The 22,007-nt window shown below is 67.8% G+C and carries 21 protein-coding genes and 3 pseudogenes; 13 read left to right on the plus strand and 11 right to left on the minus strand.

Features of this window, described 5'->3' with window-relative positions:
• Nucleotides 1-3: 3 nt before the first annotated feature.
• The 7 genes from O2W15_RS21065 (at nucleotide 4) to O2W15_RS21095 (ending at nucleotide 7,338) form a co-directional block, all read left to right on the plus strand.
• Nucleotides 4-1,350 (plus strand): MmgE/PrpD family protein, encoded by a 1,347-nt coding sequence (locus tag O2W15_RS21065; RefSeq protein WP_269180844.1) that lies wholly within the window; start codon nucleotides 4-6, stop codon nucleotides 1,348-1,350.
• Between the two features lie 118 nt (nucleotides 1,351-1,468).
• Nucleotides 1,469-2,893, plus strand: coding sequence for an aldehyde dehydrogenase family protein (locus O2W15_RS21070; protein ID WP_269180845.1), 1,425 nt, complete (start codon nucleotides 1,469-1,471; stop codon nucleotides 2,891-2,893).
• A gap of 26 nt (nucleotides 2,894-2,919) precedes the next feature.
• The gene (locus tag O2W15_RS21075) at nucleotides 2,920-3,840 is read left to right on the plus strand and encodes an alpha/beta hydrolase (RefSeq protein WP_269180846.1); all 921 of its coding nucleotides are present in this window, start codon (nucleotides 2,920-2,922) and stop codon (nucleotides 3,838-3,840) included.
• Nucleotides 3,841-3,864: 24 nt separating this feature from the next.
• The gene (locus O2W15_RS21080; RefSeq protein ID WP_269180847.1) at nucleotides 3,865-4,845 is read left to right on the plus strand and encodes an LLM class flavin-dependent oxidoreductase; all 981 of its coding nucleotides are present in this window, start codon (nucleotides 3,865-3,867) and stop codon (nucleotides 4,843-4,845) included.
• Nucleotides 4,846-4,885: 40 nt separating this feature from the next.
• Complete coding sequence (locus O2W15_RS21085; RefSeq protein ID WP_269180848.1) at nucleotides 4,886-5,572, plus strand: GntR family transcriptional regulator; 687 nt, start codon at nucleotides 4,886-4,888, stop codon at nucleotides 5,570-5,572.
• Nucleotides 5,569-6,237: an NADPH-dependent F420 reductase gene (gene npdG, locus O2W15_RS21090; protein ID WP_269180849.1), complete on the plus strand. Its 669-nt coding sequence runs from the start codon at nucleotides 5,569-5,571 to the stop codon at nucleotides 6,235-6,237. The genes O2W15_RS21085 and npdG (O2W15_RS21090) overlap by 4 nt, the downstream gene beginning before the upstream one ends.
• A gap of 90 nt (nucleotides 6,238-6,327) precedes the next feature.
• Nucleotides 6,328-7,338: a cupin domain-containing protein gene (locus O2W15_RS21095; protein ID WP_269180850.1), complete on the plus strand. Its 1,011-nt coding sequence runs from the start codon at nucleotides 6,328-6,330 to the stop codon at nucleotides 7,336-7,338.
• Nucleotides 7,339-7,427: 89 nt separating this feature from the next.
• On the opposite strand, the gene O2W15_RS21100 is transcribed toward O2W15_RS21095, so the two are convergent.
• Both O2W15_RS21100 and O2W15_RS21105 read right to left on the minus strand, forming a co-directional pair.
• Nucleotides 7,428-7,637, minus strand: a complete 210-nt coding sequence (locus O2W15_RS21100; RefSeq protein WP_269180851.1) for a hypothetical protein — start codon at nucleotides 7,635-7,637, stop codon at nucleotides 7,428-7,430.
• Nucleotides 7,638-7,771: 134 nt separating this feature from the next.
• On the minus strand, nucleotides 7,772-8,020 hold the full coding sequence (locus O2W15_RS21105; protein WP_269180852.1) for a hypothetical protein: 249 nt from the start codon (nucleotides 8,018-8,020) through the stop codon (nucleotides 7,772-7,774).
• Nucleotides 8,021-8,226: 206 nt separating this feature from the next.
• Between O2W15_RS21105 and O2W15_RS21110 the strand changes: the two genes are divergently transcribed.
• On the plus strand, nucleotides 8,227-8,454 hold the full coding sequence (locus O2W15_RS21110) for a hypothetical protein (RefSeq protein WP_269180853.1): 228 nt from the start codon (nucleotides 8,227-8,229) through the stop codon (nucleotides 8,452-8,454).
• Here O2W15_RS21110 and O2W15_RS21115 read toward each other — a convergent pair.
• Nucleotides 8,451-8,795 carry a hypothetical protein gene (locus O2W15_RS21115; RefSeq protein WP_269180854.1) on the minus strand — a complete coding sequence of 115 codons (345 nt, stop codon included), beginning with the start codon at nucleotides 8,793-8,795 and terminating at the stop codon, nucleotides 8,451-8,453. The two genes, O2W15_RS21110 and O2W15_RS21115, sit on opposite strands and share 4 nt — an antisense overlap.
• Here O2W15_RS21115 and O2W15_RS24105 point away from each other — a divergent pair.
• The 4 genes and pseudogenes from O2W15_RS24105 to O2W15_RS21130 form a co-directional block, all read left to right on the plus strand.
• Nucleotides 8,789-9,127, plus strand: a pseudogene (locus tag O2W15_RS24105) (helix-turn-helix domain-containing protein); the annotation flags it as partial. The gene O2W15_RS21115 and the pseudogene O2W15_RS24105 sit on opposite strands and share 7 nt — an antisense overlap.
• 18 nt (nucleotides 9,128-9,145) lie before the next feature.
• Nucleotides 9,146-9,446, plus strand: a pseudogene (locus O2W15_RS24110) (IS30 family transposase); the annotation flags it as partial.
• Nucleotides 9,447-9,947: 501 nt separating this feature from the next.
• On the plus strand, nucleotides 9,948-11,432 hold the full coding sequence (gene tcuA / locus O2W15_RS21125) for an FAD-dependent tricarballylate dehydrogenase TcuA (protein ID WP_269180855.1): 1,485 nt from the start codon (nucleotides 9,948-9,950) through the stop codon (nucleotides 11,430-11,432).
• 69 nt (nucleotides 11,433-11,501) lie between these two features.
• Nucleotides 11,502-12,121: pseudogene (locus O2W15_RS21130) on the plus strand (transposase); the annotation flags it as partial.
• Nucleotides 12,122-12,185: 64 nt separating this feature from the next.
• Here O2W15_RS21130 and istB read toward each other — a convergent pair.
• The 8 genes from istB to O2W15_RS21170 form a co-directional block, all read right to left on the minus strand.
• Nucleotides 12,186-12,941: an IS21-like element helper ATPase IstB gene (istB, locus tag O2W15_RS21135; protein ID WP_269180856.1), complete on the minus strand. Its 756-nt coding sequence runs from the start codon at nucleotides 12,939-12,941 to the stop codon at nucleotides 12,186-12,188.
• Nucleotides 12,942-13,171: 230 nt separating this feature from the next.
• Nucleotides 13,172-13,339 (minus strand): Mu transposase domain-containing protein, encoded by a 168-nt coding sequence (locus tag O2W15_RS21140; protein ID WP_269180857.1) that lies wholly within the window; start codon nucleotides 13,337-13,339, stop codon nucleotides 13,172-13,174.
• 413 nt (nucleotides 13,340-13,752) lie between these two features.
• The gene (locus O2W15_RS21145) at nucleotides 13,753-14,973 is read right to left on the minus strand and encodes an MFS transporter (protein ID WP_269180858.1); all 1,221 of its coding nucleotides are present in this window, start codon (nucleotides 14,971-14,973) and stop codon (nucleotides 13,753-13,755) included.
• Nucleotides 14,970-15,938: a hypothetical protein gene (locus O2W15_RS21150; protein ID WP_269180859.1), complete on the minus strand. Its 969-nt coding sequence runs from the start codon at nucleotides 15,936-15,938 to the stop codon at nucleotides 14,970-14,972. Before O2W15_RS21150 ends, O2W15_RS21145 begins: the two co-directional genes overlap by 4 nt.
• A gap of 117 nt (nucleotides 15,939-16,055) precedes the next feature.
• Nucleotides 16,056-16,628 carry a tripartite tricarboxylate transporter TctB family protein gene (locus tag O2W15_RS21155; RefSeq protein ID WP_269180860.1) on the minus strand — a complete coding sequence of 191 codons (573 nt, stop codon included), beginning with the start codon at nucleotides 16,626-16,628 and terminating at the stop codon, nucleotides 16,056-16,058.
• A complete protein-coding gene (locus tag O2W15_RS21160; protein WP_269180861.1) occupies nucleotides 16,625-18,211 on the minus strand; it encodes a tripartite tricarboxylate transporter permease in 1,587 nt (528 codons plus the stop codon). The genes O2W15_RS21155 and O2W15_RS21160 overlap by 4 nt, the downstream gene beginning before the upstream one ends.
• The gene (locus tag O2W15_RS21165) at nucleotides 18,208-19,122 is read right to left on the minus strand and encodes an alpha/beta fold hydrolase (protein ID WP_269180862.1); all 915 of its coding nucleotides are present in this window, start codon (nucleotides 19,120-19,122) and stop codon (nucleotides 18,208-18,210) included. The genes O2W15_RS21160 and O2W15_RS21165 overlap by 4 nt, the downstream gene beginning before the upstream one ends.
• Before the next feature lie 150 nt (nucleotides 19,123-19,272).
• Nucleotides 19,273-20,361, minus strand: a complete 1,089-nt coding sequence (locus O2W15_RS21170) for a tripartite tricarboxylate transporter substrate-binding protein (protein WP_269180863.1) — start codon at nucleotides 20,359-20,361, stop codon at nucleotides 19,273-19,275.
• 818 nt (nucleotides 20,362-21,179) lie between these two features.
• Here O2W15_RS21170 and npdG (O2W15_RS21175) point away from each other — a divergent pair.
• On the plus strand, nucleotides 21,180-21,842 hold the full coding sequence (gene npdG / locus O2W15_RS21175; protein WP_269180864.1) for an NADPH-dependent F420 reductase: 663 nt from the start codon (nucleotides 21,180-21,182) through the stop codon (nucleotides 21,840-21,842).
• The last annotated feature ends 165 nt before the right edge of the window (nucleotides 21,843-22,007 follow it).

Below are 22,007 nucleotides of genomic sequence, written 5' to 3' on the forward strand. Positions count from 1 at the left end.
AACATGGTGCTACGTCGTTTCGCCGAGTTCGCGGTCGCCGAGCGCGACCGTGGGCTCGGCCCCGAGGTGCAGCAGGCGGCCAACCGGGCGGTCGTGGACTGGTTCGCGGCCACAGTGGCCGGATCGGGGATGGACGCCGCCCGGATCATGCGGGCCGCGCTCTTGGAGGGTGGAGGCACCGCCGGACCAGCCCGGCTGGTGCCCGGCGGAGAGGGGACGAGCGCCCGTACGGCGGCGCTGATCAACGCGACGGCATCGCATATCGCCGAGATGGACGACATCTTCCGTGAGGGCATCTACCACCCCGGCTCGCCGACCGTGGGGGCCGTACTGGCGGCGGCCGAGCTGACCGGGGCCAGCGGCGCGGATCTCCTGCGCGCCGTGGCGGTGGGTTACGAGATCGGGGACCGGATCGCCGCGGCGATGCAGCCTGCGCACTACAGCTACTGGCACACCACCGGCACGGTGGGCACGATCGGGGCAGCTGCAGGCGTCGCCGAGCTCCTGCAGCTCGACACCGAGCAGTTCGCGCATGCGCTGGCCACTGCGACCACCATGGCGGCGGGCCTGCAGCAGGCGTTCCGCTCCGATGCGATGAGCAAGCCGTTGCACGCTGGGCACGCTGCCGAGCAGGGTCTGCTCGCCGCGCAGCTCGCTGCCAAGGGCTTCACCGGGGCGCTCGACGTGCTCGACGGCGAGGCCGGCTTCGGTGCCGCGATGGGGAAGAGCCCCGACTGGGACGCCGCGGTCGCCGACCTGGCCTCTCCCTGGGGCGTCACCCAGCCCACGGTGAAGAACCATTCGTGCTGCGGGCACACCTTCGCCGCCGTCGACGCCGCCCTCGAGCTGCGCAGCCAGGGGGTGCGCACCGACGACGTGCGGGAGATCCGGGTCGCCACCTACACGATGGCCACCAAGGTGGCCGGCAATCCGAACCCGAAGACGGCCTTCGAGGCAAAGTTCAGCACGGCCTACTGCGTCGCAGCTGCGCTGGAACTGGGCTCGGTGCGGCTGCGTGCCTTCGAGGAGGAGCGACTGTCCGACCCCCGGCTGCGGGATCTGGTGTCGCGCACGACGGTGGAGGCCGCTCCGGAATACGACGCCGCTTTCCCTGGTCAGCGGGCGGCGCGGGTCACCGTGGTCGACAGGACCGGCACCGAGCACGAATTCGTCCGGACGACCCGCAAGGGGGACCCGGACGACCCGCTCACCGATGCGGAGCTGCGGGAGAAGTTCGACGACCTCACCGTGCCGGTCCTCGGCGAGGCCGGATCGGCGGAGCTCTCCACGGCGCTGTGGGGCCTGCCGGACTTGGCCGACGTCCGTGACATGGCGGGGCGGGGTGCCTGATGGCCCCACGGGTCGGACTGACTGCAGCAGTTCCTCGATCCCGGGGATCGGTGCGGATACGAAGGACATCTACGACAACGGCGTCTGCGCGCCGTGGCACAGGCGAGGAGCCAACGTGGTGAAGAAGGCAAGACTGTTCTTCGGCGGCACCTGGGCCGACGGGGAATCGGTCCTCGAGATGCGGGACAAGTACTCCGGGGAGCCGGTCGCCGAGGTGCACCAGGCGAGCACCGCGCAGGTGGCCCAGGCGCTCGAGGGCGTCGCCAGCGGCCAAGAGAGGCACGTGCTCACGCCGTACGAGCGGTACGAGGTACTGCACCGGACGGCAGGGATCCTCGAGAGCCGGCATGCGGAGTTCGTCGAGACCGTCATCCTCGACGCAGGTTTCACCCTGGCTGACGCGGGCCGCGAGGTGGACCGTGCCGTGCAGACCCTGCTGATCTCGGGCGAGGAGGCCAAGCGGATCCACGGCGAGGTCGTGCCGTGGGGCGCCGCTCCGGGTGCCGCCCAGGACCGCTACGCGTTCACGGTGCGGCGCCCGCTGGGCGTCGTCTGCGCCATCACGCCGTTCAACTCGCCGCTGAACACCCTTGTGCACAAGGTCGCACCTGCCCTGGCGGCCGGCAACAGCGTGATCGTCAAGCCGGCGACGTACACCCCGCTCAGCGCCGGACTCCTGGTGGAGGCGCTGCTCGAGGCCGGACTCCCGGAGGACCTCGTCGCCGTCGTCACCGGTGGCGGTGGCACGGTGGGCCAGGCGCTGCTCGAGAGCCCGGTGCCGGCGTTCTACGCCTTCACCGGCAGCACGGAGGTCGGCGAGCACATCCAACGGACAGTGGGCCTACGCAAGACACAGCTGGAGATGGGCAGCCTCTCCAGCACCCTGGTGTGCGACGACGCCGACATCGCGAAGGCGGCTCGGCTCAGCGTGTACGCGGGGTTCCGGAAGGCCGGCCAGGTCTGCACATCTGTGCAGCGGCTCTACGTCCAGGCGGGGGTGCTGCCCGAGTTCGTCCAGGCCCTGCAGGACGTTCTCGCCACGCAGAGCGCCGGTGACCCCAGGGACGAGAAGACGCTGGTCGGGCCTGTGATCAGCGAGAAGGACGCCGACCGGATCGAGTCCTGGATCGCACGGGCGGTCGAGAGCGGTGCGTCGGTGCTCGCCGGTGGGCAGCGGCATCAGCAAGTCATCGAGCCCACGGTGCTTAGCGACGTCACGCTGGACATGGACGTCCTGTGCAAGGAGATCTTCGGGCCGGTGCTCTCCATCCGGCCGTTCAGCGACCTGGACGAGGCGATCGTCGAGATCAACGACACCCCGTACGGGCTCTCGGCGGGCATCTTCACGAGCAACATCGGGCGGGCGCTGTCGGCGACGGAGAAGCTGCGCATGGGCTCGGTCCACGTCAACGAGACGTCGAGCAACCGCGTCGACCTGATGCCGTACGGGGGAGTCAAGCGGAGCGGTATGGGGATCGAGGGCCCGAAGTACGCCATCGAAGAGATGACCGAGCACCGCCTCATCACGCTGGCTCGCCCGTGAGCAGCCGGCAGACGAAGGGCTGATCCATGCAGACCGAGAAGATCGAGTACTTCAGTGGCCAGGATAGGATTCGCGCGCTCTGGCGGACGCCGGACGTGGTCGATGGCCCGATCCAGGCGATCATCCAGGGGCCCGGGTGGCTCGGTCTGAAGGACGCCAAGGCCTACGACCGGTACCACCAGGGCTTCACCGACGCGGGCTTCGGCGTACTCTCGATCGACTATCGCGGGTTCGGGGAGTCGGAGGGCAGCGAGCGGGGCATCGTCAACCCGACCCACCAGCTGGAGGACCTGGTCAACGGGGTCACTTACCTGACGACCCGCGACGAGGTGGGGGCGATCGGCGCGTACGCGACCGGTGGGACCGGTGGCGGAAACGTTGTCCTTCTGGCCGCCACCGATCCTCGGGTGCGGGCCGTGATCAGCCAGATGCCCGTGGCCGACGGGCGCGACTGGCTGCACCGAATGCGCACCGAGTACGAGTGGGTTGAGTACCAGGCCCTGCTGCAGCAGGACCGTCGCGAGCGCGTGCTCACCGGCAAGAGCCGCCTTGTGCACCCCCGCAACGAGGTCATGGTCGAGACGCTCGAGCGCAAACAGTCGAACTTCAAGAAGGACGTCGACGTCAAAATCCGCATGGAAGTTCCCTTGAGCATGGTCGACCCGCTGCTGCACTACCGCCCCGGCCAGGCCGCGAACGGGCTGACCACGCCGCTCATGGTGGTCGCGGTCGAGGACGACGCCACCACCCCCACTGACCATGCCGTCGCCATCTACGAGGCGGCGGCAGGACCCAAGGCGCTGATCCTACAGCGCAACACCAGCCACTACGCGGCGTACGCAAAGTACGCCGACGTGGTCATTCCGCAGATGGTCGCGTGGTTCCGCGAACACCTGCACATCCCGGGCGACGTCGTGGTCCGGTCGGAGAAGCCCTCCCGGTCCTAGACCGGACAGTCGAAGGAGATTCCTGTGCGTTTCGGATTGTTGCTGCCCCACTTCGGGGAACACGCAGATGCCGCCAAGATCATTCGCGGTTCCCAGTTGGCGGAGTCCCTCGGCTTTGACTCGGTCTGGGTACGTGACCATCTGCTGTTCGAGCCGCACGGTGAGTTCGAGAGCCCGAATGCGACCTTCTACGACGCATTGACCGTACTCACTGCGGTCGGGGCCGCGACCGACCGCCTGCAGTTGGGCACCGGCGCGCTCATTCCGTTCCGGCACCCACTGCACACCGCGCTCATCACGACCACGATGACGCAGTTCTTCGGGCCCCGGGTCATTCTCGGAATGGGCGCGGGCAACTTCGACCACGAGTTCGACGCAATCGGTCTTTCCGGTGTGCCGCGACCGGAGTTGGTGCAGACCAACATGGAGATCATGAGGCGCATTTGGACCGAGAACGGAGTGTCCTGGGAAGGTGCACCGTTCTCGTTCGAGGACGCGACTATCGAGCCCAAGCCGGCTGGTGGGCCGCCGCCGCTCTGGTACTGCGGTGCCACCCCGAAGTCGGCGCGCATCGCTGCGACGACCGCCGACGGCTGGCTCCCCGGCCGTATCGCGCTGGAGACGCTCAAGGCCCGCGTGCAGACGCTGTCGGAGACCTCCTCTGCGGAGGGACGCGCACGGCCGACGGTCGGCATCATCCCGACCACGTCCATCGCGGACAGTCGTGACGAAGCGATCTCGCGGGTGAACGTCCCCGGCCTGCTCACGTGGGCGAACAACTCGCGCTTCTGGGTCAAGCCGGAATCGGGCAGCTTCGAGACGGTGGAGGATCTCCAGGGCGTCCTCATCCACGGGACGGCGAAGGACGTCATCGAGCAGTGTCGAGTCCTCCAAAACGTGGGGGTGGATCACCTGGTCTTCGACTTCCGTCTGAACTTCCCGATCTGGGAGGATCAGATCCGCCGCATCGGGGAAGAAGTACTTCCTGCGTTGCGAGAAGACTAGGGACCCGAAGGGTCAGCCGCCTCGTGCGGCGGAGAGATCGGTGCAAGCAGTGTCGGGACCGGTGTTGTCGGATGGTAAGCCCTACCGGGTCTTGGGGCGGAAGCCGTCGCCCTACGAGAAACTCACGCAGGCCATCATGTCCGGTGAGCTGGCACCCGGTCAGGCCCTGATCGAGACAGCTCTGGCCGAGTGGTGTGAGGTCAGCCGCACGCCGGTCCGTGAGGCGCTGACGCGCCTCGAACAGGACGGAATGGTTGTCCGGGGGGAACGCGGCCTCATGGTCCGGGAACGGAGTCCGGAAGAGATCCTCGATCTCTACGAGACCCGGATAGTCCTCGAGGCGATGGCTGCGCGGGTCGCGGCCACCCGCAGGTCCTACATGGACCTGATCACGATGCGCCGTATCGGAGAGCGACTGGAGGCGATGGACACCAGCGACGAACACGCGATGGCGGCCGGCAACCGGGAGTTCCACAAGGCGATCCGGCAGGCCAGCCACAACGATTCGTTGAGCGATCTTCTCCAGCGCCTCGACATGCACGTCGCTCGCTATCCCTCCACCACGCTGTCGCAGCCGGGGCGGTGGAGCGAGGGGAACGGCGAACACAGGGAGATCATCACGGCCATCGAAGCGCAGGATGCCAAGCGGGCGCACGATCTGACGGCGGCGCACTTCGCCAAGGCGCGTGAACTGCGGCTGGCGCTCTGGGCGAAGGGACAGGAATGAGCGTCATCGCGGTACTGGGAGGCACCGGCGCGCAGGGCAAGGGGCTCGCGCTCCAGTTCGCCAAGGCGGGCCACGACATCATCCTCGGCTCACGCTCGGCTGAGCGTGCAGTCGAGGTGGCGCTGACCATCAATGAGCGGATCGGCGACGGCCCGGAGGTCGCCGGGCAGGCCAACGCCGAGGCGTGCCGTGGGGCGGAGATCGTCGTTCTCGCCGTGCCCTACGAAGGGCACGGCGAACTCGTCGGCGGTCTTCGGTTCGAGCTGTCGGGCAAGATCCTGGTCTCCCCGGTGAACCCGCTGGGTTTCGACGGCAATGGGCCCTTCGGCCTTGTCGTACCCGACGGGAGCGCCGCCGAGGAGGCTGCTCGCATCGTCCCCGACGCCCGGGTCGTGGGCGCCTTCCACCACGTATCGGCTACGAGCCTGTGGAAGGACGACGGGCTCGAGCACGAGGTCGTGCTCGTCTGCGGCGACGATGCGGAGGCCAAGGCACAGGTGGGGGAGTTGGCCGCTGCCGTCACCGGCCAGCCCGGCGTCGATGCCGGGCCACTGCGCATGGCTCGTCAGCTCGAACCGCTGACAGCCGTGCTGATCAACATCAACAAGCGGTACAAGATCCGGTCGGGTCTGGCGGTGACCGGACTGGCGCGTAACAGTCATTGACCGTATTGCATCCGCCCGCGTACGGTCGCATGCAGTCGAGTTTTCGGACACGTTCCGGCCGTTGCGTACGGCCGTGGGAAGAGGTTGATGGTGGCCCAGCGACTGTATTTGCAGGAGGTGGGCAGCGCGTTGTACAAACTGACGGCGCTGCTCGACCAGCGCCGCACGCTGCCGCGTGTCTGGACGGGCCACACCGACTACGACGAGCTCAGCGAGGGCTACTACGCTTCTGACCCGTCCAAGGAGTCGCGTACCGAGTGGGTGATCAGCCCCGAGGAGGAGCCACTCCGGACCCAGAGCCTGCAGGTGCACTACAAGTGGCTCGCGCCCGGCGGCTCGAACACCGGCCACGGTCACCAGAATGAAGCGGCCTTCTACATAATCAGCGGCAACGGCTACGAGATCCATGACGACAAGCGCTATGACTGGCAGACTGGTGACTTCTGTTTTGTGCACTCCGACTCCGTGCACCGGCACTTCAATGCTGAACTCGACGAGCCAGCCCTCGCGCTGGTGATGAAGGCGAAGAGCACTTGGATGGCCATGGGCCTCTACCAGCAGGGCGGCATCGAGCCGTGGAGCTCCAAGGTCGACGGCTATGGACCGCGAGTGGACTGGAGCCAGCTCTGGACACCGGGCTCCGACGAGATGAGTAAGGTCGTCCGCTCGCCGGAGCTGGAGTACCAGCTGACCGCCGACGGGTACGTCAAGACCATCTGCTCGCCACGGACGCCGAGCGTCCGCAGTTGGGGTCTGGACCTCGACATGCTACGCATTCCGGCCGGGAGTCGTACGGCCCTGCATTGGCACATGGCCGATGAATACCTCTACGTCCTCAAGGGCTCCGGTCGCACCCGCCAGTGGGACGTCGCCATGGAGCTCGACGAGAAGTACTACGCACACGTAGCCGAGGAGCCGGTGGTGGTCGAGTTCTCGCCCGACTCCCACATCTACGTGCCGCCGAACACTCAGCACGTGTTCGAGAACACCGGGGACGAGGACGTCGTCCTCATCTCGGCGCAGAACCGCCTCTTCAAGCACATGGGCTACGACAAGACCGTGGTGCTTGAGGCAGCTCCGGAATACGAAGGCCGGCCCTGACCGTCGGCGAGGCAGGCGATGGCTCCTGTCCTCTGGACAGGAGCCATCGCCTGCCTCCGCCCGCTCCTGGGAGGAGGGGGGTCTGCAGATTAGCTGCGGATGTCGGCGAGGAAGCGGTCTAGGACCGCGCGCTGCGCCGCGGGCGTGTGGGCCTGTTCGAGAGCGGAGGCTGTGTCCACTGAAGTGCGGACCAGGTCGATCTGCCCCCTCACGAAGTCGGACAGTCGAGCGACGAACCCGGTGCCGGCCCCGGTCTTCCGCACGGTGGGGATGATGCGGGCCAGGCTGAGCGTGGTCATGGCGTGCTGCTCCTCTTTCCGGACGGGCCGCTGTGTCGGCCTCCCGTGGTACACAGCTCCGGAACGGCAGACTTCCTTCCGATCTTGAGTGTGATCATGGGCACGCGGGGCCGAGCCAGGCCGGCTGAGGCTTGTCAGTCATCCAGCCCGCCTGGCGTCGACGGCTTTGGCGTCCGCGGTGAACCCACCTTCTCCATGATCATCTCGACGTCGGCCGCGATGCCGGTCTCGGCGATCGCCGCCCGTAGCGAGTCGACCAGAGCTCTGGTGTCCTCCTCCGGCACGGTCCGGATATCCACGTAGATGGCCGCATACGCCGCGGATCGGGTGGGCCGCCACGGCAGCCCACCCCGGACGGCGCCGATCTGTGCCTTGGGGTCCATCGTGCCGCAGGCGGTCTCGTGCGACCGCCTGCTGTACGCCCACGACCCATGCTTCGAAGGTAAATCCATGGGGCGAACTCGGCGACGACCCTGCTCGCAACTATGACACCGACTATGACCACGACGCGGCCGTCGAATGGCATCGACGGCTGACAGCCATCGACCTCTGGTCGCTTGACGACGGCACCCGGGATGAGCCGGCTCGGTTGCACACGTTCATCGACCTGTCGGACGCAGAGCAGGATGACGTGGAGGCGGACCGGCGGGACCTGCGCGCCGAATGCAACGGCGCCATCGCACGGATTGAGGCCATCGTCGCGGCCATCGGCGAGCAGACGCAGGAGTTCTACGCACGGGAACTCAAAGGAGGCCTCACCAGTCCCGTTGCCGCGCGCAAACGTCAGACGAGGAATAGGGCAGCCATCTCTCGTTAGCTCAGCTGCCCAACGTCGCCGGCGCGCCACTCCGGTTCGAACACGTCTACCCGCTCAACCTCCTGTCGCGCGACCTGCTCGCCGAAGAGCCAACCGTCGAGGCGTACGGGCGCATCGTGGCCGACCGGCTCGCCCTCGCTGTCATCACCGCCGAGGAGGACATACGTCTCGGTGCGGCTGGCCTGTCTCGGTCCATGCCAGCCGCATGGGACGGGCGCGACCCATTCGACCGCTACCGTGCGGCTGACCTCGACGTCGAAGCCTTCGCGTTGAGGCTGGTCACTGGGCGGACTCAACCGGTCGTCGCAACACCCCGTGATCTCGGAGGTGTGCGATAGCACGATGTCAGCAGCAGGCGGATCGGGCTCTGCGGCCGGCGATGCGCTCGCCGGGTCGGCCGATGCCGGCCCGCCATGTGGAGCGCGAGTTCTGGCGCCTGATCGCACAAGGCAAGCGCACCGAAGACGCCGCACGGGAGGTTGGCGTGTCCTGGCCGGTCGGGTCGCGCTGGTTTCGACACGCTGGCGGGATGCCGCCGCTGAGCCTGGCCGAGCCCACCGGCCGCTACCTGTCCTTCCATGAGCGTGAGGAACTAGCACTGCTGAAGGTGCAGGGTCTCGGGGTCCGGGTGATCGCACGGGAACTTCAGCGCGATCCGGGCACGATTTCCCGCGTGCGCTCGCTGACCTGAGACCGCGGCAAGGAGCTCTCCGCGCACGCAGAGTTCGAGGTCGGTACCGGTATCGCCGCCTACTTCGCCGCCCACCTTCTCCCTGGCAGCGCGGCACGAACGAGAACACCAACGGGCTGCTGCCCCAGCACTTCCCCAAAGGCACCGACCTCTCCCGCTGGACCCAGGAGGACCTTCTCGCCGTCCAGGCCGCCGCCGTCAACAGCAGACCCCGCAAGGTCCTCAGTTGGAAGACCCCCGCCGAGGTCCTCGACGAGCACTTACGCTTCCGCACCAGGCCGGTGTTGCAACGACCGGTTGAGACGAGTCAATACACGTCCGCCGAGCTTGATGCATTCACCGTCAATAGGAGCATCTGGCGGACCCGAGTGCGGACCGGGGCGTCCTGGGACAAGCCGCTGCAGAGTCGCTCTTCGCGACCTTGAAAAACGAGATGTACCGCCGGCAACCCATCGCCAGCGGGGCGCGGGCATGCTTGGATTTCGCCGAATCCATCGAAGTCTTCTACAGTCGCGACGGCTTAACTCGCCCCTCGGCCGCGTCCCGTTCGAAACGCTCACCGACTACCGGACTGCGGCAACCGCCGCAGCGTGATCAACATGAGGACGTGTTCGAGATCCTTGACACAGCCTAGTCGGAGGCCTCTCGTTGACCGGGGCACGTGCAGCGTATACACTGGTATGCCGATGCCACGCATCGTGACTGGATGGACTGTGCTGGCGCTGATGCTCAGCCGCCAATCGCTGGGATCGACGCGGATTGCGTGTGCGCTCGCTTGTCGGCACCTAGGGACGGAGATGCAATGAGTGACCAGTCGACAACCACAGCCGACTCTTATGACGTCATTGTCGTCGGCGGCGGAAATGCCGGCTTTTCGGCGGCGCATGCGGCTGCATTGCGGGGGCGCCGGGTGCTGCTGCTGGAGAAGGCCGCCATGGGGCTGGCCGGGGGGAACAGCTACTACACAGCGGGGGCCACCCGGATCAGCCACGGCGGCTTGGAAGACATTCTCCAATTCGTCGAACCGGATTCCCGGCACGACCGTACACGCGTCCCGCCCTATTCGGCCGAGGAGTACGCCGCTGATCTAGCCAAGGTGACCGGGGGGCGCAACGACCCGGCGCTTACCCAGATCCTGGTCACCGAGGGGCAGCAGACCGTGCGCTGGCTGCAGTCCTTGGGATTGCGATATCGCCTCATGTACGAGCGGCAGGCCTACGAGCGAGCCGACGGGAGTTACCTGTTCTGGGGCGGGCTGCACGTCGGCAATGTCGACGGGGGTGAAGGGCTCATCCGCGACCATACCCGGGTAGCAGGCGAACTCGGGATCGAGGTCCGGTACCAGGTGGCCGCTACAGGCTTGGTTGTGGAGGGCGGCCGGGTCGCGGGCGTGAAGGTTCGCGTGGACGGCAAGGAGTCGACGCTGTCGGCCGAGTCGATTGTGCTGGCAGCCGGGGGCTTCGAAGCTAACGCGGAGATGCGCCGGCAGCATCTGGGGGAAGGTTGGGAGAACGCGAAGGTCCGTGGTACCCCCTGCAATACCGGTGAGATGATCCAGGCGGCGCTGGCTGTGGGCGCCGCGCGCGGAGGCGACTGGGGGAGCGCGCACAGCGTGCAGTGGGACGCGGAGTGCGTCAACAATGAGAGCAACCGGGAACTGACCAACCGGCTGACTCGGCAGAGCTATCCGCTGGGCATCCTGGTGAACAGGGACGGCGAACGCTTCGTCGATGAAGGGGCGGACTTTCGGAATTACACCTACGCAAAATACGGCAAGGTTATCTTGCAGCAGTCGGGGTCCGTCGCCTATCAGGTGTTCGACGCCAACCTGCGGCCGATGCTCCGCACGGAGGAGTACGACATGCCGGGAATCTCGGTGGTCGCAGCGGACAGGATCGAGGATCTAGCTGCGCGACTCAACGTCCCGGTGGGGGCTTTTCTCCGAACCGTCGAAGAGTTCAATGCGGCCATCGACCACGCTGTCCCCCTCGACCCCACGGTCTTGGATGGCCGACGGGCCGACGTTAGCCCTCCCAAGAGCAACTGGGCGTCTCCGATCGAAACCGGTCCCTTTTACGCATACCCGGTTACCTGCGGCATCACCTTCACCTTTGGTGGTCTCAAGGGCGACACTAACGGTCGGGTTCTCGACGACAACGGCGAGGTCATCCCCGGGTTGTTCGTCTGCGGTGAGATGCTGGGGGGGCTCTTCAGCGACAATTACCCGGGTGGTTCGGGGCTTACGGCGGGGATGGTCTTCGGGCGTCGGGCCGGCGAAGTGGTCTGATTCGCCTAAATTAGGGTCGCGTGGGCGCGACCCACGGCACGTGACCGGTCAGGCCCCCTCCCCGTGGGCCTGCCGAGCGGCTGGCCGGGATGCTTCCTCGCGGAAGCGATCGACGGGCTGCTGGCCGACGCCGAGGCGGCCGGTACCGCGATCGACGACCCCGACGGCCTACTGGCGCGGATGTCCAAGGCCGTGCTCGCGCGGGCCCTGGACGTGGAGATCACCGACCACCTCGGCTACGAGGCCGGGGACCCGGCCGGCAACGGGTCGGGCAACTCCCGCAACGGGCATGGCCGCAAGACGGTGCACACCACCGCCGGCCCGGTCGGGCTGGAGGTTCCGCGGGACCGCAACGGCAGCCTCGCCCCGGTGATCGTGCCCAAGCGGAAGCGGCGACTCCGCAACGTCGAGGACATGATCAGTCGAGGACTGATCATCAGCCTGTACGCCCGCGCATGTCGACCCGGCACATCACCGCTCACCTGGCCGAGGTCTGTGGCGCGCAGGTGAGCGCAGCGACGATCTCCCGGGTGACCGACGTGGTGGCTGATGAGATCGCCGCCTGGCAGAACCGGCCGGTCGACCCGGCGTATCCGGTCTTGTACATCGATGCGATCCAGATCAAGTTGCGTGACGCTGGGGTGGTGGCCAAGAAGGCCGCGCACCTGGTCGTCGAGGTGGATCTGGAGTGTCAACGCCGCTTGAAGACTGACCCCCGGGTGCTGTTTGAAGGTTGACCCCCCGGGGTCGGCTTCAGTAGTTGGTTGGTCGGTGTGCTCGAGTTCGCCAGGAGTCGCCGTCGAGGGTGATGACGGTGGCGTGGTGGACGAGTCGGTCGATGGTGGCGGCGGCGACGACGTCGTCGCCGAGGGTCTGGCCCCAGGCGGAGAACGGCAGGTTGCTGGTGACGATGACCGAGCCGGTCTCGTAGCGGGAGGCGATGAGCTGGAAGAACAGGCTGGCTGCGGCGGCGTTCAGGGGTAGGTAGCCGACTTCGTCGATGATCAGCAGCCGGTAGCGGTGGAGCTTGCGGAGCTCGGTGTCCAGGGTGTTGCGGTCGTGGGCGGCGGCCAGTCGGTGCAGCCAGCCGGTGGTGGAGGCGAACGCGACCGGGTAGCCGGCCTGGCAGGCCTTGTGGCCGATGGCGATGGCCAGGTGGGTCTTGCCCACCCCGGGTGGACCGAGCAGGACGGCGTTCTCCCGGCGGCCGATGAACGTGGTGGTGGCCAGGTGCGCGAGGGTGTCTCGGGTCGCGGCCGGGGGGTGGGTGAAGGTGAAGTCCTCCAAGGTCTTGGTCTGCGGGAAGTGCGCCCCGTTCACCCGTAGCCGGGTGCCATTGGTGGTGCGGGAGGCGACCTGTCGGGCCAGTACCGCGGCCAGGTAGGTCTCGTGCGACCAGGCCTCGGTGTGGGCCTGGTCGGCCAGGGCTGCGAAGGTCGCGGCGATGACCGGGGTCTTCAGTTCCCGGGCCAGCAGCCCGATCTCGGCGTCGACGTCGTGGCCGTTCACGGGCGGACGACGCTGAGTCGGGGCTGGCTGGTCAACCCGAAGACGGTGTCGTAGTCGCTGAGCGCGCGACGGGCCACCACGTCACCGGCTCGGGCAGCCGGTGCGCCGGTGGCGCGCTGGCGGGTCTGGAAGGTCTCCCGCAGGCCGGCGGCGGTGACGACGTGGGCTGGGTCGGTGATGGTCTGGGCCCGAGCCCAGGACCGCGGATGGTCAGCGACCAGCTGCCCGGCTCAGTGGGCGCGCACCCGGTCCAGGTCGCAGCTGATGTCGACCATCCGCCCGATGATGGTGGGGTCGACGCTGTAGTCGTTGCCGGCCACGCGCACGTAGTAGTCCCGGCCCAGCCGCACCTGAGTGCGCCAGGCCACCTGCGGTGGCACCGGCGGCAGCGCGCTCATGCCGACCCGGTCGGTGGCGATCAACGCCGGCTGGGGCGGCGCCGGTGGCGCGCACCAGCCGGGAGTTGGCCCGGGGCAGCCAGCCGGCGAGCTGGGTGCTGAAGTCAGCTGGGTCGGTGAAGGTCCGCCCGGGCAGGAAGGAGGTCTGCAGGTAGCCGTTCGCGCGCTCGACCACGCCCTTGGTCTCGGGGTCCCGCGCCGGTGCCTGCCAGATCCGGGTGCCCAGGGTGCCGGCGAAGGACCGGGCGCCCACGGTGAGGTTGCGGTGCTGGCCGATGCCGGCCTCGTTGTCCCAGACCAGGGTCTTCGGCACCGCGCCCAGCACCAGGATCAGCGCAGTACGTCGACGGCGACGTCATCCATGGCTTCTCCTTCGTCGGGAATCTCTCTCGGTCACGGTCGTCGGCACACGATCACCGGTAGGGGCGAAGCCGCAGGGACATCCAGAGCGTCATGCCAGCCAGCAGGGCGGCGGAGACGGGGAAGGCGAGTCCCAGCCCTAAGGTGCCCGCCAGACCGCCGAAGATCAGCGGTTGCGCCACCTGGCCGGAGCGGTTGGCCACCATGCGTAGTCCCACCGCGAGACCTCGGTCGCGGGCATCGGAATGTTCGGCCAGCAGGCTGACGGTAATCGGCGGGTTCGCGCCCAGGCCGACACCGATCAGCAGCGCACCGATCGTCAGGACCGCGATGTTCGTGCTCAGCGGAATGCTCGCGGCCCCGATGATCGCCAGCCATGTGCTCGCGATGAGGACACGCAAGGTGCCGAACCGCCGCTCAACACCTGGCAGCACGGTCCGGACCGCGAGTGACGATATGCCGATCAAGGACAGCAGGAGGCCAATCTGGGTGATCGCCACGCCGGCCCGCTCGAGGTACACCGGGTAGAAGGAGATCCGCATCGACAGCACGAAGAGGTTGATGAAGCTGGAGATGAGGACGCTGACGAGGATCGGGTTCTCGAACGCCCGGGACAGCGCCGCGCGGATCCCGGCCTCCTCGGCCGGCGTCTCGCCGTCCTTCTCACCTAGCGGGAGGACGTTCGGGGCCCCGAGGGCGGCTGCCCCCCCGAGGAGCGTGACCGCGCCGAGGATCACGCAGAGCCCGGTGAAGTCGAGGTGGTCGTAGAGGACCGCCCCGATTGACGGGCCGGCTGCCAGACCGATGCCCCAGGTGAGGGAGAAAAGGGCCATCTGGTTGCGGCGCCCCTGGCCCTCGCCGGCGCTGCTGATCATGGACTGCAGCAGCATCCACACCCACATGGCGAACAGGCCGTTGATCAGCATCCCGAGAAACAGGAGGAGAACCGACTGGAGCAGGCTGAGCATGGCGGTCGTCAGCGCCAGCCCGACCATTGCTGCGACCAGCAGTCGGCGCTGGGACAACCGGTCGAGCAACCGGCCGCTGGGAATGGCCAGCAGGAGTCCCACCAGCGCATATGCCGCGATGGCCAGGCCAATGACGAGATCGGAGGCGCCGAGCTGCTGCAGGCGGATGGGCAGGAAGGGGCGGACTCCCTGACCGGTGACCCAGTACAGCAGGGTCACTACGGACAGGACTGCCCAGCGTGAGCGGAGGGCACGCCACGCAGGGAACCGGCTGTCGTCCGGGGGAGGAGGAGGGAGGCCCGTCACCGTGCGGCGGCGTAGGTCGGCGGATGGTCTCGGGTGGAGGGCCAGAACAGGTCGGCCGGCTCGATCTGCCGGTCGATCAGCCCCTGCTCATGGCTGTAGCGCAGCGCCGTCCGCAGCTCGGGCATGTTGTCCTGGAGTCCGTAGCGCCAGGGGTCGGCACCCAGGATGTCCCGTTGCTCGTCGAGCGCCTGCTCACCCCAGGCGACCGGCAACCACCGGGGGTTGGCCGTGAGCCGGTAAGCCGCCCGTTTGGCGTCGTCGAAAGCGGTGACCAACTCGTTGGCCAGCCACGGGTGCCGCTTGAGGAGTTCCCTGCGGACGGCCACCAGATGCATGATCGGGAAGAGCCCGGTCCTGTCGGCGTAGGCCCGTTCCGCTGCTGGTGCGTCGGGGAACAGAGGCTGGATGTCGTCGCCCTGCAGGCGTTCTGGATAGATGACGGCCTGCAGCCGGCCGTCGAGCAGCATCGATCGGAGGCTCGCGCCGTCGGGCATCTGCTCGATCCGGTAGCCGCCGGAGGCCGGGGTTCCGGCGCTCTCCTGGTGCTCGGTCACCCACCGCACGCCGCGCAGGTCCACGCCGTGCTCGTCCTGCAGGATGCCGCGCATCCACAGGCCGGCGGTCGTCCCCCAGGTACGCAACCCGACGGTGCTCCCTGCGAGCTCCTCGGGCAAGCGGATGCCCGATCGCACGGAGGTGAAGACGTAGCCGTGGCGGAATCGCCGGTGCGGGAACACCGGGATCGCCGCCCACGTGTCCGGCTCGCGGACGAACACCGTGGCATAGCCCGCGAAGGAGAGCTCGCAGACGTCGAATTCCTGGTGCCGCAGCATCCGCCAATGGCGCTCGGGGGAGGGCATGGCGAAGGTGCGCAGCCGGACCCCGCGTGGCTGCACGGTGCCGTTCAGCAGTCCTTCGGTGATCGCGTAGCGGCCAACGGCGAGGGAGAGGTCGAGGTCGCTCACGTCGGGTCGACCGGCTGAAGGGGGCGGAGCGCGTGGCTTCCCTGTTCGAAGGCGAGGTCCTCGCGCCTGGTGTCATGGCTGTGCACGGGGTTGCGCCCTTCGTCGAGAGGCCGGGGATCAGCCAAAGAGGATGCCGTCCGGCAGGAGGACGTTCAGGAACTCCTGAACGCCGTAGAGGATGCCGCTGAGCACCAGGGCGTAGACGACCAAAACCAGCCACGTCGCGCGGGCCTCGAAGAACAGGTACAGCACCGTGAAGACCAGGATCGAGGGAATGGCGCCCACGAGGAAGAACGCGAGGAAGAACCCCCCGGCCCAGCCCAGAACCCGTAGCCAGTCGGTTCGGGACGCTGTCTCGAAGACGTACTCGAGGGCTTCGTCCGCCTCGTCGTCCTCGTCGGTCAACTCCACTCCGGACACCGTATGAGCGGCGGACCCAGCCGCGGCCGAAGGCGGCCGGAGCGCAAGGGCCATCTTGAGCAAGGTCAGCACCATGCCGACCCCCGACACGATCATGGGGAAGATCTTCGCGTCGAAGGACCAGTTCGTGGCTCCGACGAAGGCAGCCGCGAAGACGCACAGGAGAACCGCCGAGAGGATGAAGTCGGCGCTGACCGCCCGGCTCAGCACGCCGCCCTTCTGCACTGTCTGGCCTCCGTCGACGTTCGCCGGCCGCTGCTTTGCGGTCATCGCTGTCCGTCCTTCTCGTTCGTCTGCTCAGGCCGAGCCCCCTGCTCCGGAGCCGGGGGGGTAGGAGAGGTCGTGATGCCGGTCTGGGAAGTTCCCGTCGCAGCGCGCCGACGAGCCCGCGCGTTCTTGATCAACGGGCGGACAACGGCGGCGACGCTGATGAGAAACAGCACGATCACGATGGGGTCGGCCAGCCATGCCCAGCCCGTCAGGGAGTACGAGAGGAACAGGTACCTCTCGGCGATGGCCCCGAGGATCGCGGCCAGGAGGAATGGCACTCGCGGCCAGTCCCAGCGGATGGCGATCACACCGAGGGCGGACGCCGCCAGCATGACGAAGACGTCGAAGTAGGAGTTGCTGGACGTGTAGGCCCCGATGCCGAGCAGCACCAGCAGGAAGGGCACCAGCAGGGTGCCGCGGATGTAGGTGAGCTTGGCGAGCGGCTTGAGCGCCAGGAAGGCGACCCCGACGGCGATCGCGTTCGCGAGGACCATCACCCAGACCATCGACATTGTCACCGGGAGCTGGGTGGTGAGCATCTCCGGTCCGGGCGTGAGACCGGCGACGAGGAAAGCGCCCAGCAAGACCGCCGTGCCCACGCTGCCCGGGATGCCGAAGGAGATCGTCGGGATGAGTGACCCGCTGTCCTTGGCGTTGTTGTTCGCGCCCGCGGCGATGACCCCCTCGACGTTGCCCTTGCCGAAGGTCTCCGGAGACTTCGAGGCGCTCTGGGCCTGCCCGTAGGCGATGAACTGGGAGATCGACCCCCCCATACCGGGGACCACGCCGAGGCCCACGCCGATCGCGCTGGACCGCACCCAGACAGTCCAGTGACGGAAGGTGTCCTTCACCCCTTCCATCACTCCGGTCACACGGGCGTCGCCGTTCGTCGGCACCTGCGCCACGCTCTTCTTGCTGAGCATGAGCTGCAGCACCTCGGCGCCGCCGAAGAGGCCGACGACGAGGGGTACGAGGCCGATGCCGTCCCAGAGGTCCAACTGACCGAACGTGTATCGGGGAATGCCGGTGGCGGAGTCGATGCCGATCATGCCGACCACGAACCCGAGTAGCGCCATGATGAAGCCGCGGAGGACGTTCTTGCCGGCCAGCGCGATGATGAAGGTGAGGCCGACGAGGGTCAACGCGAAGAAGGCCGGCGGGCCGAGCGACAGGATGACCGGCCGGATGATCGGGATCGACGCGGCGAGCACGAGCGCCCCGAGCAGGGCGCCCATGAAAGAGCTGCTGAGCACCGCACCGAGCGCGCGCCCGGCCTCCCCCTTGCGGCTCATCGGGTACCCGTCGAGGATCGCCGCGGCGGACGTCGACTCCCCGGGGATGCCGAAGAGCACGCTCGTGATGTCACCGGTCGTCGATGTCACCACCCACATTCCCAGGAGGAACGCGAAGACCTGGGCCGGCTCCATGTCGAAGGTGAACGGAATCATCAGGGCGAGAGTGACCGCGCCGCCGAGTCCGGGCAGGATGCCGACGGCGAAGCCGATGACGATGCCGAGCAGCATGAGGGCGATCGTCGAGGGCTCGAGGAGAAGCTCGAGACCGGACCACAGGGCGTCGATCACTGTTCGGTTCCCACTGCTCGACCGTTCGAGCCAGCAACGGCGGTGGCACCCGCGGGTGTGTCGATGCCATGCACCCGCCGGACCCAGGCCGCCAGGGCCTCGACGGCCACATCCGGCGCCTGCCAGAACATGCCGTGCGAGAGCCCGGCCAGCAGGTTCAGAGTCGCTCCCGGGATGTTCGCATGCAGGAACATGGACTGATCGACGTGCGAACCGGTCGGGCCACGGCGCAGGTCTCGGTCACCGACGAGCACGAGTGCGGGCCGGGTGATGCCACCGAGGCGGGCGCTGGCGTCGTGATTCTGCCGGGCGGACACGTGGCGGAGGTAGTCCTGCACCGTCGGCCGGTGCTCCCAGAAGGCGTCGACGAGCCAGTGGACCCGATCGGGGTGGGCGGCCGCGAACTCCGGCGTGAAGAAGGTGGCCTCGATGTGCGTCTCCATGTAGCCGCGGTAGCCCTGCTCGATCATGGCGGTCATTGCTCCGATCGGGAGCCCCACGGGTTGATCCGGATTGCCCATTCCGCCCGACCCGGAAGCGGCGAGCACGAGCGAGCGTACGAGGTCCGGCGCGTCCAGGGCCATCCACTGGGCGACCCGACCGCCCATGGAGTGACCGACGACGTGTGCCGGGCCTAGGTCGAGCGAGCGGAGCAGTGCGCAGGCGTCCGCGGCGAAGGAACGGGTGGTGAAGACCTCGTCAACCCTCGGGGTGTCCCCGGTGCCGCGATGGTCGAAAGTGATCACCGTGTGATGCCGGGCGAGCTCGTCGAGGAACTCCGGCAGGTGCCAGGTCGCGCCCGGATATCCGGTCCCGGCCACCAGGAGGAGCGGCGGTCCCTCTCCCTGGACGGAATGGGCTATCGAGCTACCGGTAGCGACGGTATTCATTGCTGCGTGCATCTCTTCCATGACGAGAGCGGGAGCCGATGGCCGGCCTGGCCTTGTCCTGCGGCACGCGTGGTCGAGGGCGAGTGTGTTGTGCCCTGCGGCAGTCGGCGTGCGATCACCGGTGGCTGTTCCCGTGGGGCGAGGCCCCGCGGGAACAGCCACCGGTGATCGTCAGAGCCCGTAGGCATCCTTCAGGAACTCCACGTAGATGTCCGGCGGCGAGGCGGACTGCTTGGCGAGCTCCTCGGTCTCCTCCCCGGTCAGGTAGCTGACCGGACGCTCCTGCTGCTCGGCGGCTGCCTCGAGCTCCGGGTTCTCAAAGACGCAACGCATGGCTCCCCGCAGGTCGGCCGTGGCGTCCTCGTCCATGCCGGGCGGGCCGATGAGCGGACGACCGATCTCCGACAGTGCCAGGTGCGCCTCGAACAACTCCTGCTTGTCGTCGCTGAGGTCGTAGTCACCGACCGCCGCCACGTCCGGCAACGCCTCGATGGGCTCCGGCTCGATCGCCAGCAGGCCGACGGCGTCGCCGGACTCGATCTGCTTGATGCGGCTGTCGATGTTGCCCGGGAACAGCTGGATGTCGCCGGTGAGCAGACCGAGCTCGGCCTCGCTGGCCGAGTCGTATCCGGCGATGACCTCGCCCTCGAGGTCGAACAGCTCGTTGATGAGGGCCCCGTTGATGTAGGCCTCCGATCCGAGACCGGTGGAGCCGATCTTCGGGGAATCGCCCGCAGCGATGACGTCGTCCCAGTTCTCATACGGCCCGTCGGCAGCGCCCGTGACGACGTAGGGCTCTCGGGCCACGCGGCCGATGTAGGTCAGGTCACCCACCGGGAAGCTGGCGCCCTGCACCTCGGCCAGTACGGAACTGATGTTTCCGGTCGCGTTCATGATCATGAGATTGGTGCCGTCCTTCTCACCCGCGATCATGCTGTTGACCGCACTGAGGCCGCCGGCGCCGGGCTGGTTCTCGACGACGACCTCCGCACCGAGTTCCTCGCCGAGGAGTGGCGCGATCATGCGGGCGTAGGCGTCGTAGCCGCCGCCGGGGTCGGTGCCGACGACGAGGCGGACGTTCTCGCCGCTCAGGACGCTTTCGCCACTGCCGCACTCGAAGTCGGCAGAACTGGCGCCGCCGTTGTCACCCTCTGCCTGGTTGGCGGACCCTGCGTCGTCACCACCGCAGGCGGTGAGCAGGAGCGAGAGCGCCGCCGTGGCCGTGACGGCCTTGGCGTGAACGAGCGATTGCTTCTGCATGAAGCCTCCGTGACTCTAGCCGCGAGCGCGGTGTACAGGTGAATACCGCGGACCATATGAGCACGATCACAGTCGGTCAAGGGGGCGCAGAAGCTCGTAACAAGTCAGCAACACAGGCCGGGTGGGCGAGGGTGCCGACTTTTGATGCGTTCTCGGCCCGCCTTGCGCCGGAGCGGCTCCATCCGAGCGGCGGGGACCACCGCCGTCCATTCTCTCAATTCCGGCTACCCGCTCGGGGATGGTGTGGGCGCGCTCTGGACACAGGCGTATGCAGAGCTCTAGGGTGCAGCGCACCGCTCCCTTCCCGCCTGCCCGACCGCGTGTCCCGAGGCCGGAAGTGGGTCGGGCGGAGACGGGAAACGACGAGGGGTTGCGGTGACTGAGACCTGGGCGGCAGTCGTTCCTTTGCACGGCAGCGCGGCAGGGTTCGGCGCAGGTTCTCCGTCCGGACTAACGATGCTGACACCCGGGCCCGTTGCTCGCAGCCGGACGCCCGTCCGAGTGGTTGGGCTGGGCACTGGGGGGCGAGTTATCGCATGCGCACTGGGCGGCCATCTTCTCAGGCACCGTCCGCCTGCTAAGCCACCGTCCGTGCGCCGCCCGGCACCGGCGCGGGTATTCGCCGGCACCCTCCCCTCCGGTCCCGGTCTGCTGCCGGCGCGTGAGATCGCCGACGGGTGAGACCTCGTCATCGCGCGTGCGCCGGTGGTGGTCTTCCCCGAGATCCCCCCGACGGTCATGACCCAGGCAAGGAGCAAAGCCGCACGTCGTCGACCGAATAGGCGGTCGTTACGGCGTGTCGACCGGAAGGACACACGATGAGCGACATTGCAGTACTGGGCGGTACGGGGCCGCAAGGGAAGGGGTTGGCGCTCCGGTTGGCTGAGGCCGGCCGGACGGTGACGATCGGGTCTCGGTCGGCGGAGCGGGCACAGGAGACGGCCGATGCGATCAACGATCGACTGAGGGTGCCGGCTGTCGAGGGCGCGACGAACACCGACGCCTGCGGGGCGGCTGACATGGTCCTGCTGGCTGTGCCCTACGACGGCCATGCCGAGCTGGTCGAGTCCCTGCGGGCCGAGCTGGCCGGCAAAGTCGTCATCAGCTGCGTCAACCCGCTGGGCTTCGACGCGCACGGTCCCTACGAGCTGGACATCCCCGACCGAAGCGCGGCGGAAGAGGCCGCGCGGCTGGCGCCCGAGGCCCGACTCATCGGGGCTTTCCATCACGTCTCGGCGGTGAACCTCTGGAAGGAGGTCTCGCTTGAGCACGAGGACGTGTTGGTGTGCGGCGACGACGCCGAGGCGAAGAACCAGGTCATGGACCTGGTCCAAGCCGTTTGCGGACACGCCGGGGTCGACGCCGGACCGCTGCGGATGGCCCGCCAGCTGGAGCCGCTGACTGCCGTGCTCATCAACATCAACAAGCGGTACAAGGTGCGGTCGGGGCTTGCGGTCACCGGGTTACCGGCAAACCATTGATTGCTACACGCACCGTCCACGCTCGGATACAAGCTCTCACCCGCGCCCTGCTACTTCTCGGAGGTGACCTCGGCGACGGGCTCGTCGGCGAGGAAGGGCGCGATCATGCGGGCCGTAGGCGTCGCAGCGCCCAACGGACGCAGGCCGCCGAGGACAGGAACCCCA

The sequence above is a fragment of the Modestobacter sp. VKM Ac-2979 genome (genome assembly GCF_026967995.1).
Taxonomy (GTDB): Bacteria; Actinomycetota; Actinomycetes; order Mycobacteriales; family Geodermatophilaceae; genus Modestobacter.

Bases quoted from the DNA above. Each gene is read 5' to 3' on its own strand.
- O2W15_RS21155 (WP_269180860.1), bottom strand. From the start codon at position 16,628: ATGACCGCAAAGCAGCGGCCGGCGAACGTCGACGGAGGCCAGACAGTG.
- O2W15_RS21100 (WP_269180851.1), bottom strand. From the start codon at position 7,637: ATGACCACGCTCAGCCTGGCCCGCATCATCCCCACCGTGCGGAAGACC.
- O2W15_RS21065 (WP_269180844.1), top strand. From the start codon at position 4: ATGGTGCTACGTCGTTTCGCCGAGTTCGCGGTCGCCGAGCGCGACCGT.
- O2W15_RS21075 (WP_269180846.1), top strand. From the start codon at position 2,920: ATGCAGACCGAGAAGATCGAGTACTTCAGTGGCCAGGATAGGATTCGC.
- O2W15_RS21165 (WP_269180862.1), bottom strand. From the start codon at position 19,122: ATGGAAGAGATGCACGCAGCAATGAATACCGTCGCTACCGGTAGCTCG.
- O2W15_RS21105 (WP_269180852.1), bottom strand. From the start codon at position 8,020: ATGGACCCCAAGGCACAGATCGGCGCCGTCCGGGGTGGGCTGCCGTGG.
- O2W15_RS21140 (WP_269180857.1), bottom strand. From the start codon at position 13,339: ATGAGCGCGCTGCCGCCGGTGCCACCGCAGGTGGCCTGGCGCACTCAG.
- npdG (WP_269180849.1), top strand. From the start codon at position 5,569: ATGAGCGTCATCGCGGTACTGGGAGGCACCGGCGCGCAGGGCAAGGGG.
- tcuA (WP_269180855.1), top strand. From the start codon at position 9,948: ATGAGTGACCAGTCGACAACCACAGCCGACTCTTATGACGTCATTGTC.
- O2W15_RS21170 (WP_269180863.1), bottom strand. From the start codon at position 20,361: ATGCAGAAGCAATCGCTCGTTCACGCCAAGGCCGTCACGGCCACGGCG.
- npdG (WP_269180864.1), top strand. From the start codon at position 21,180: ATGAGCGACATTGCAGTACTGGGCGGTACGGGGCCGCAAGGGAAGGGG.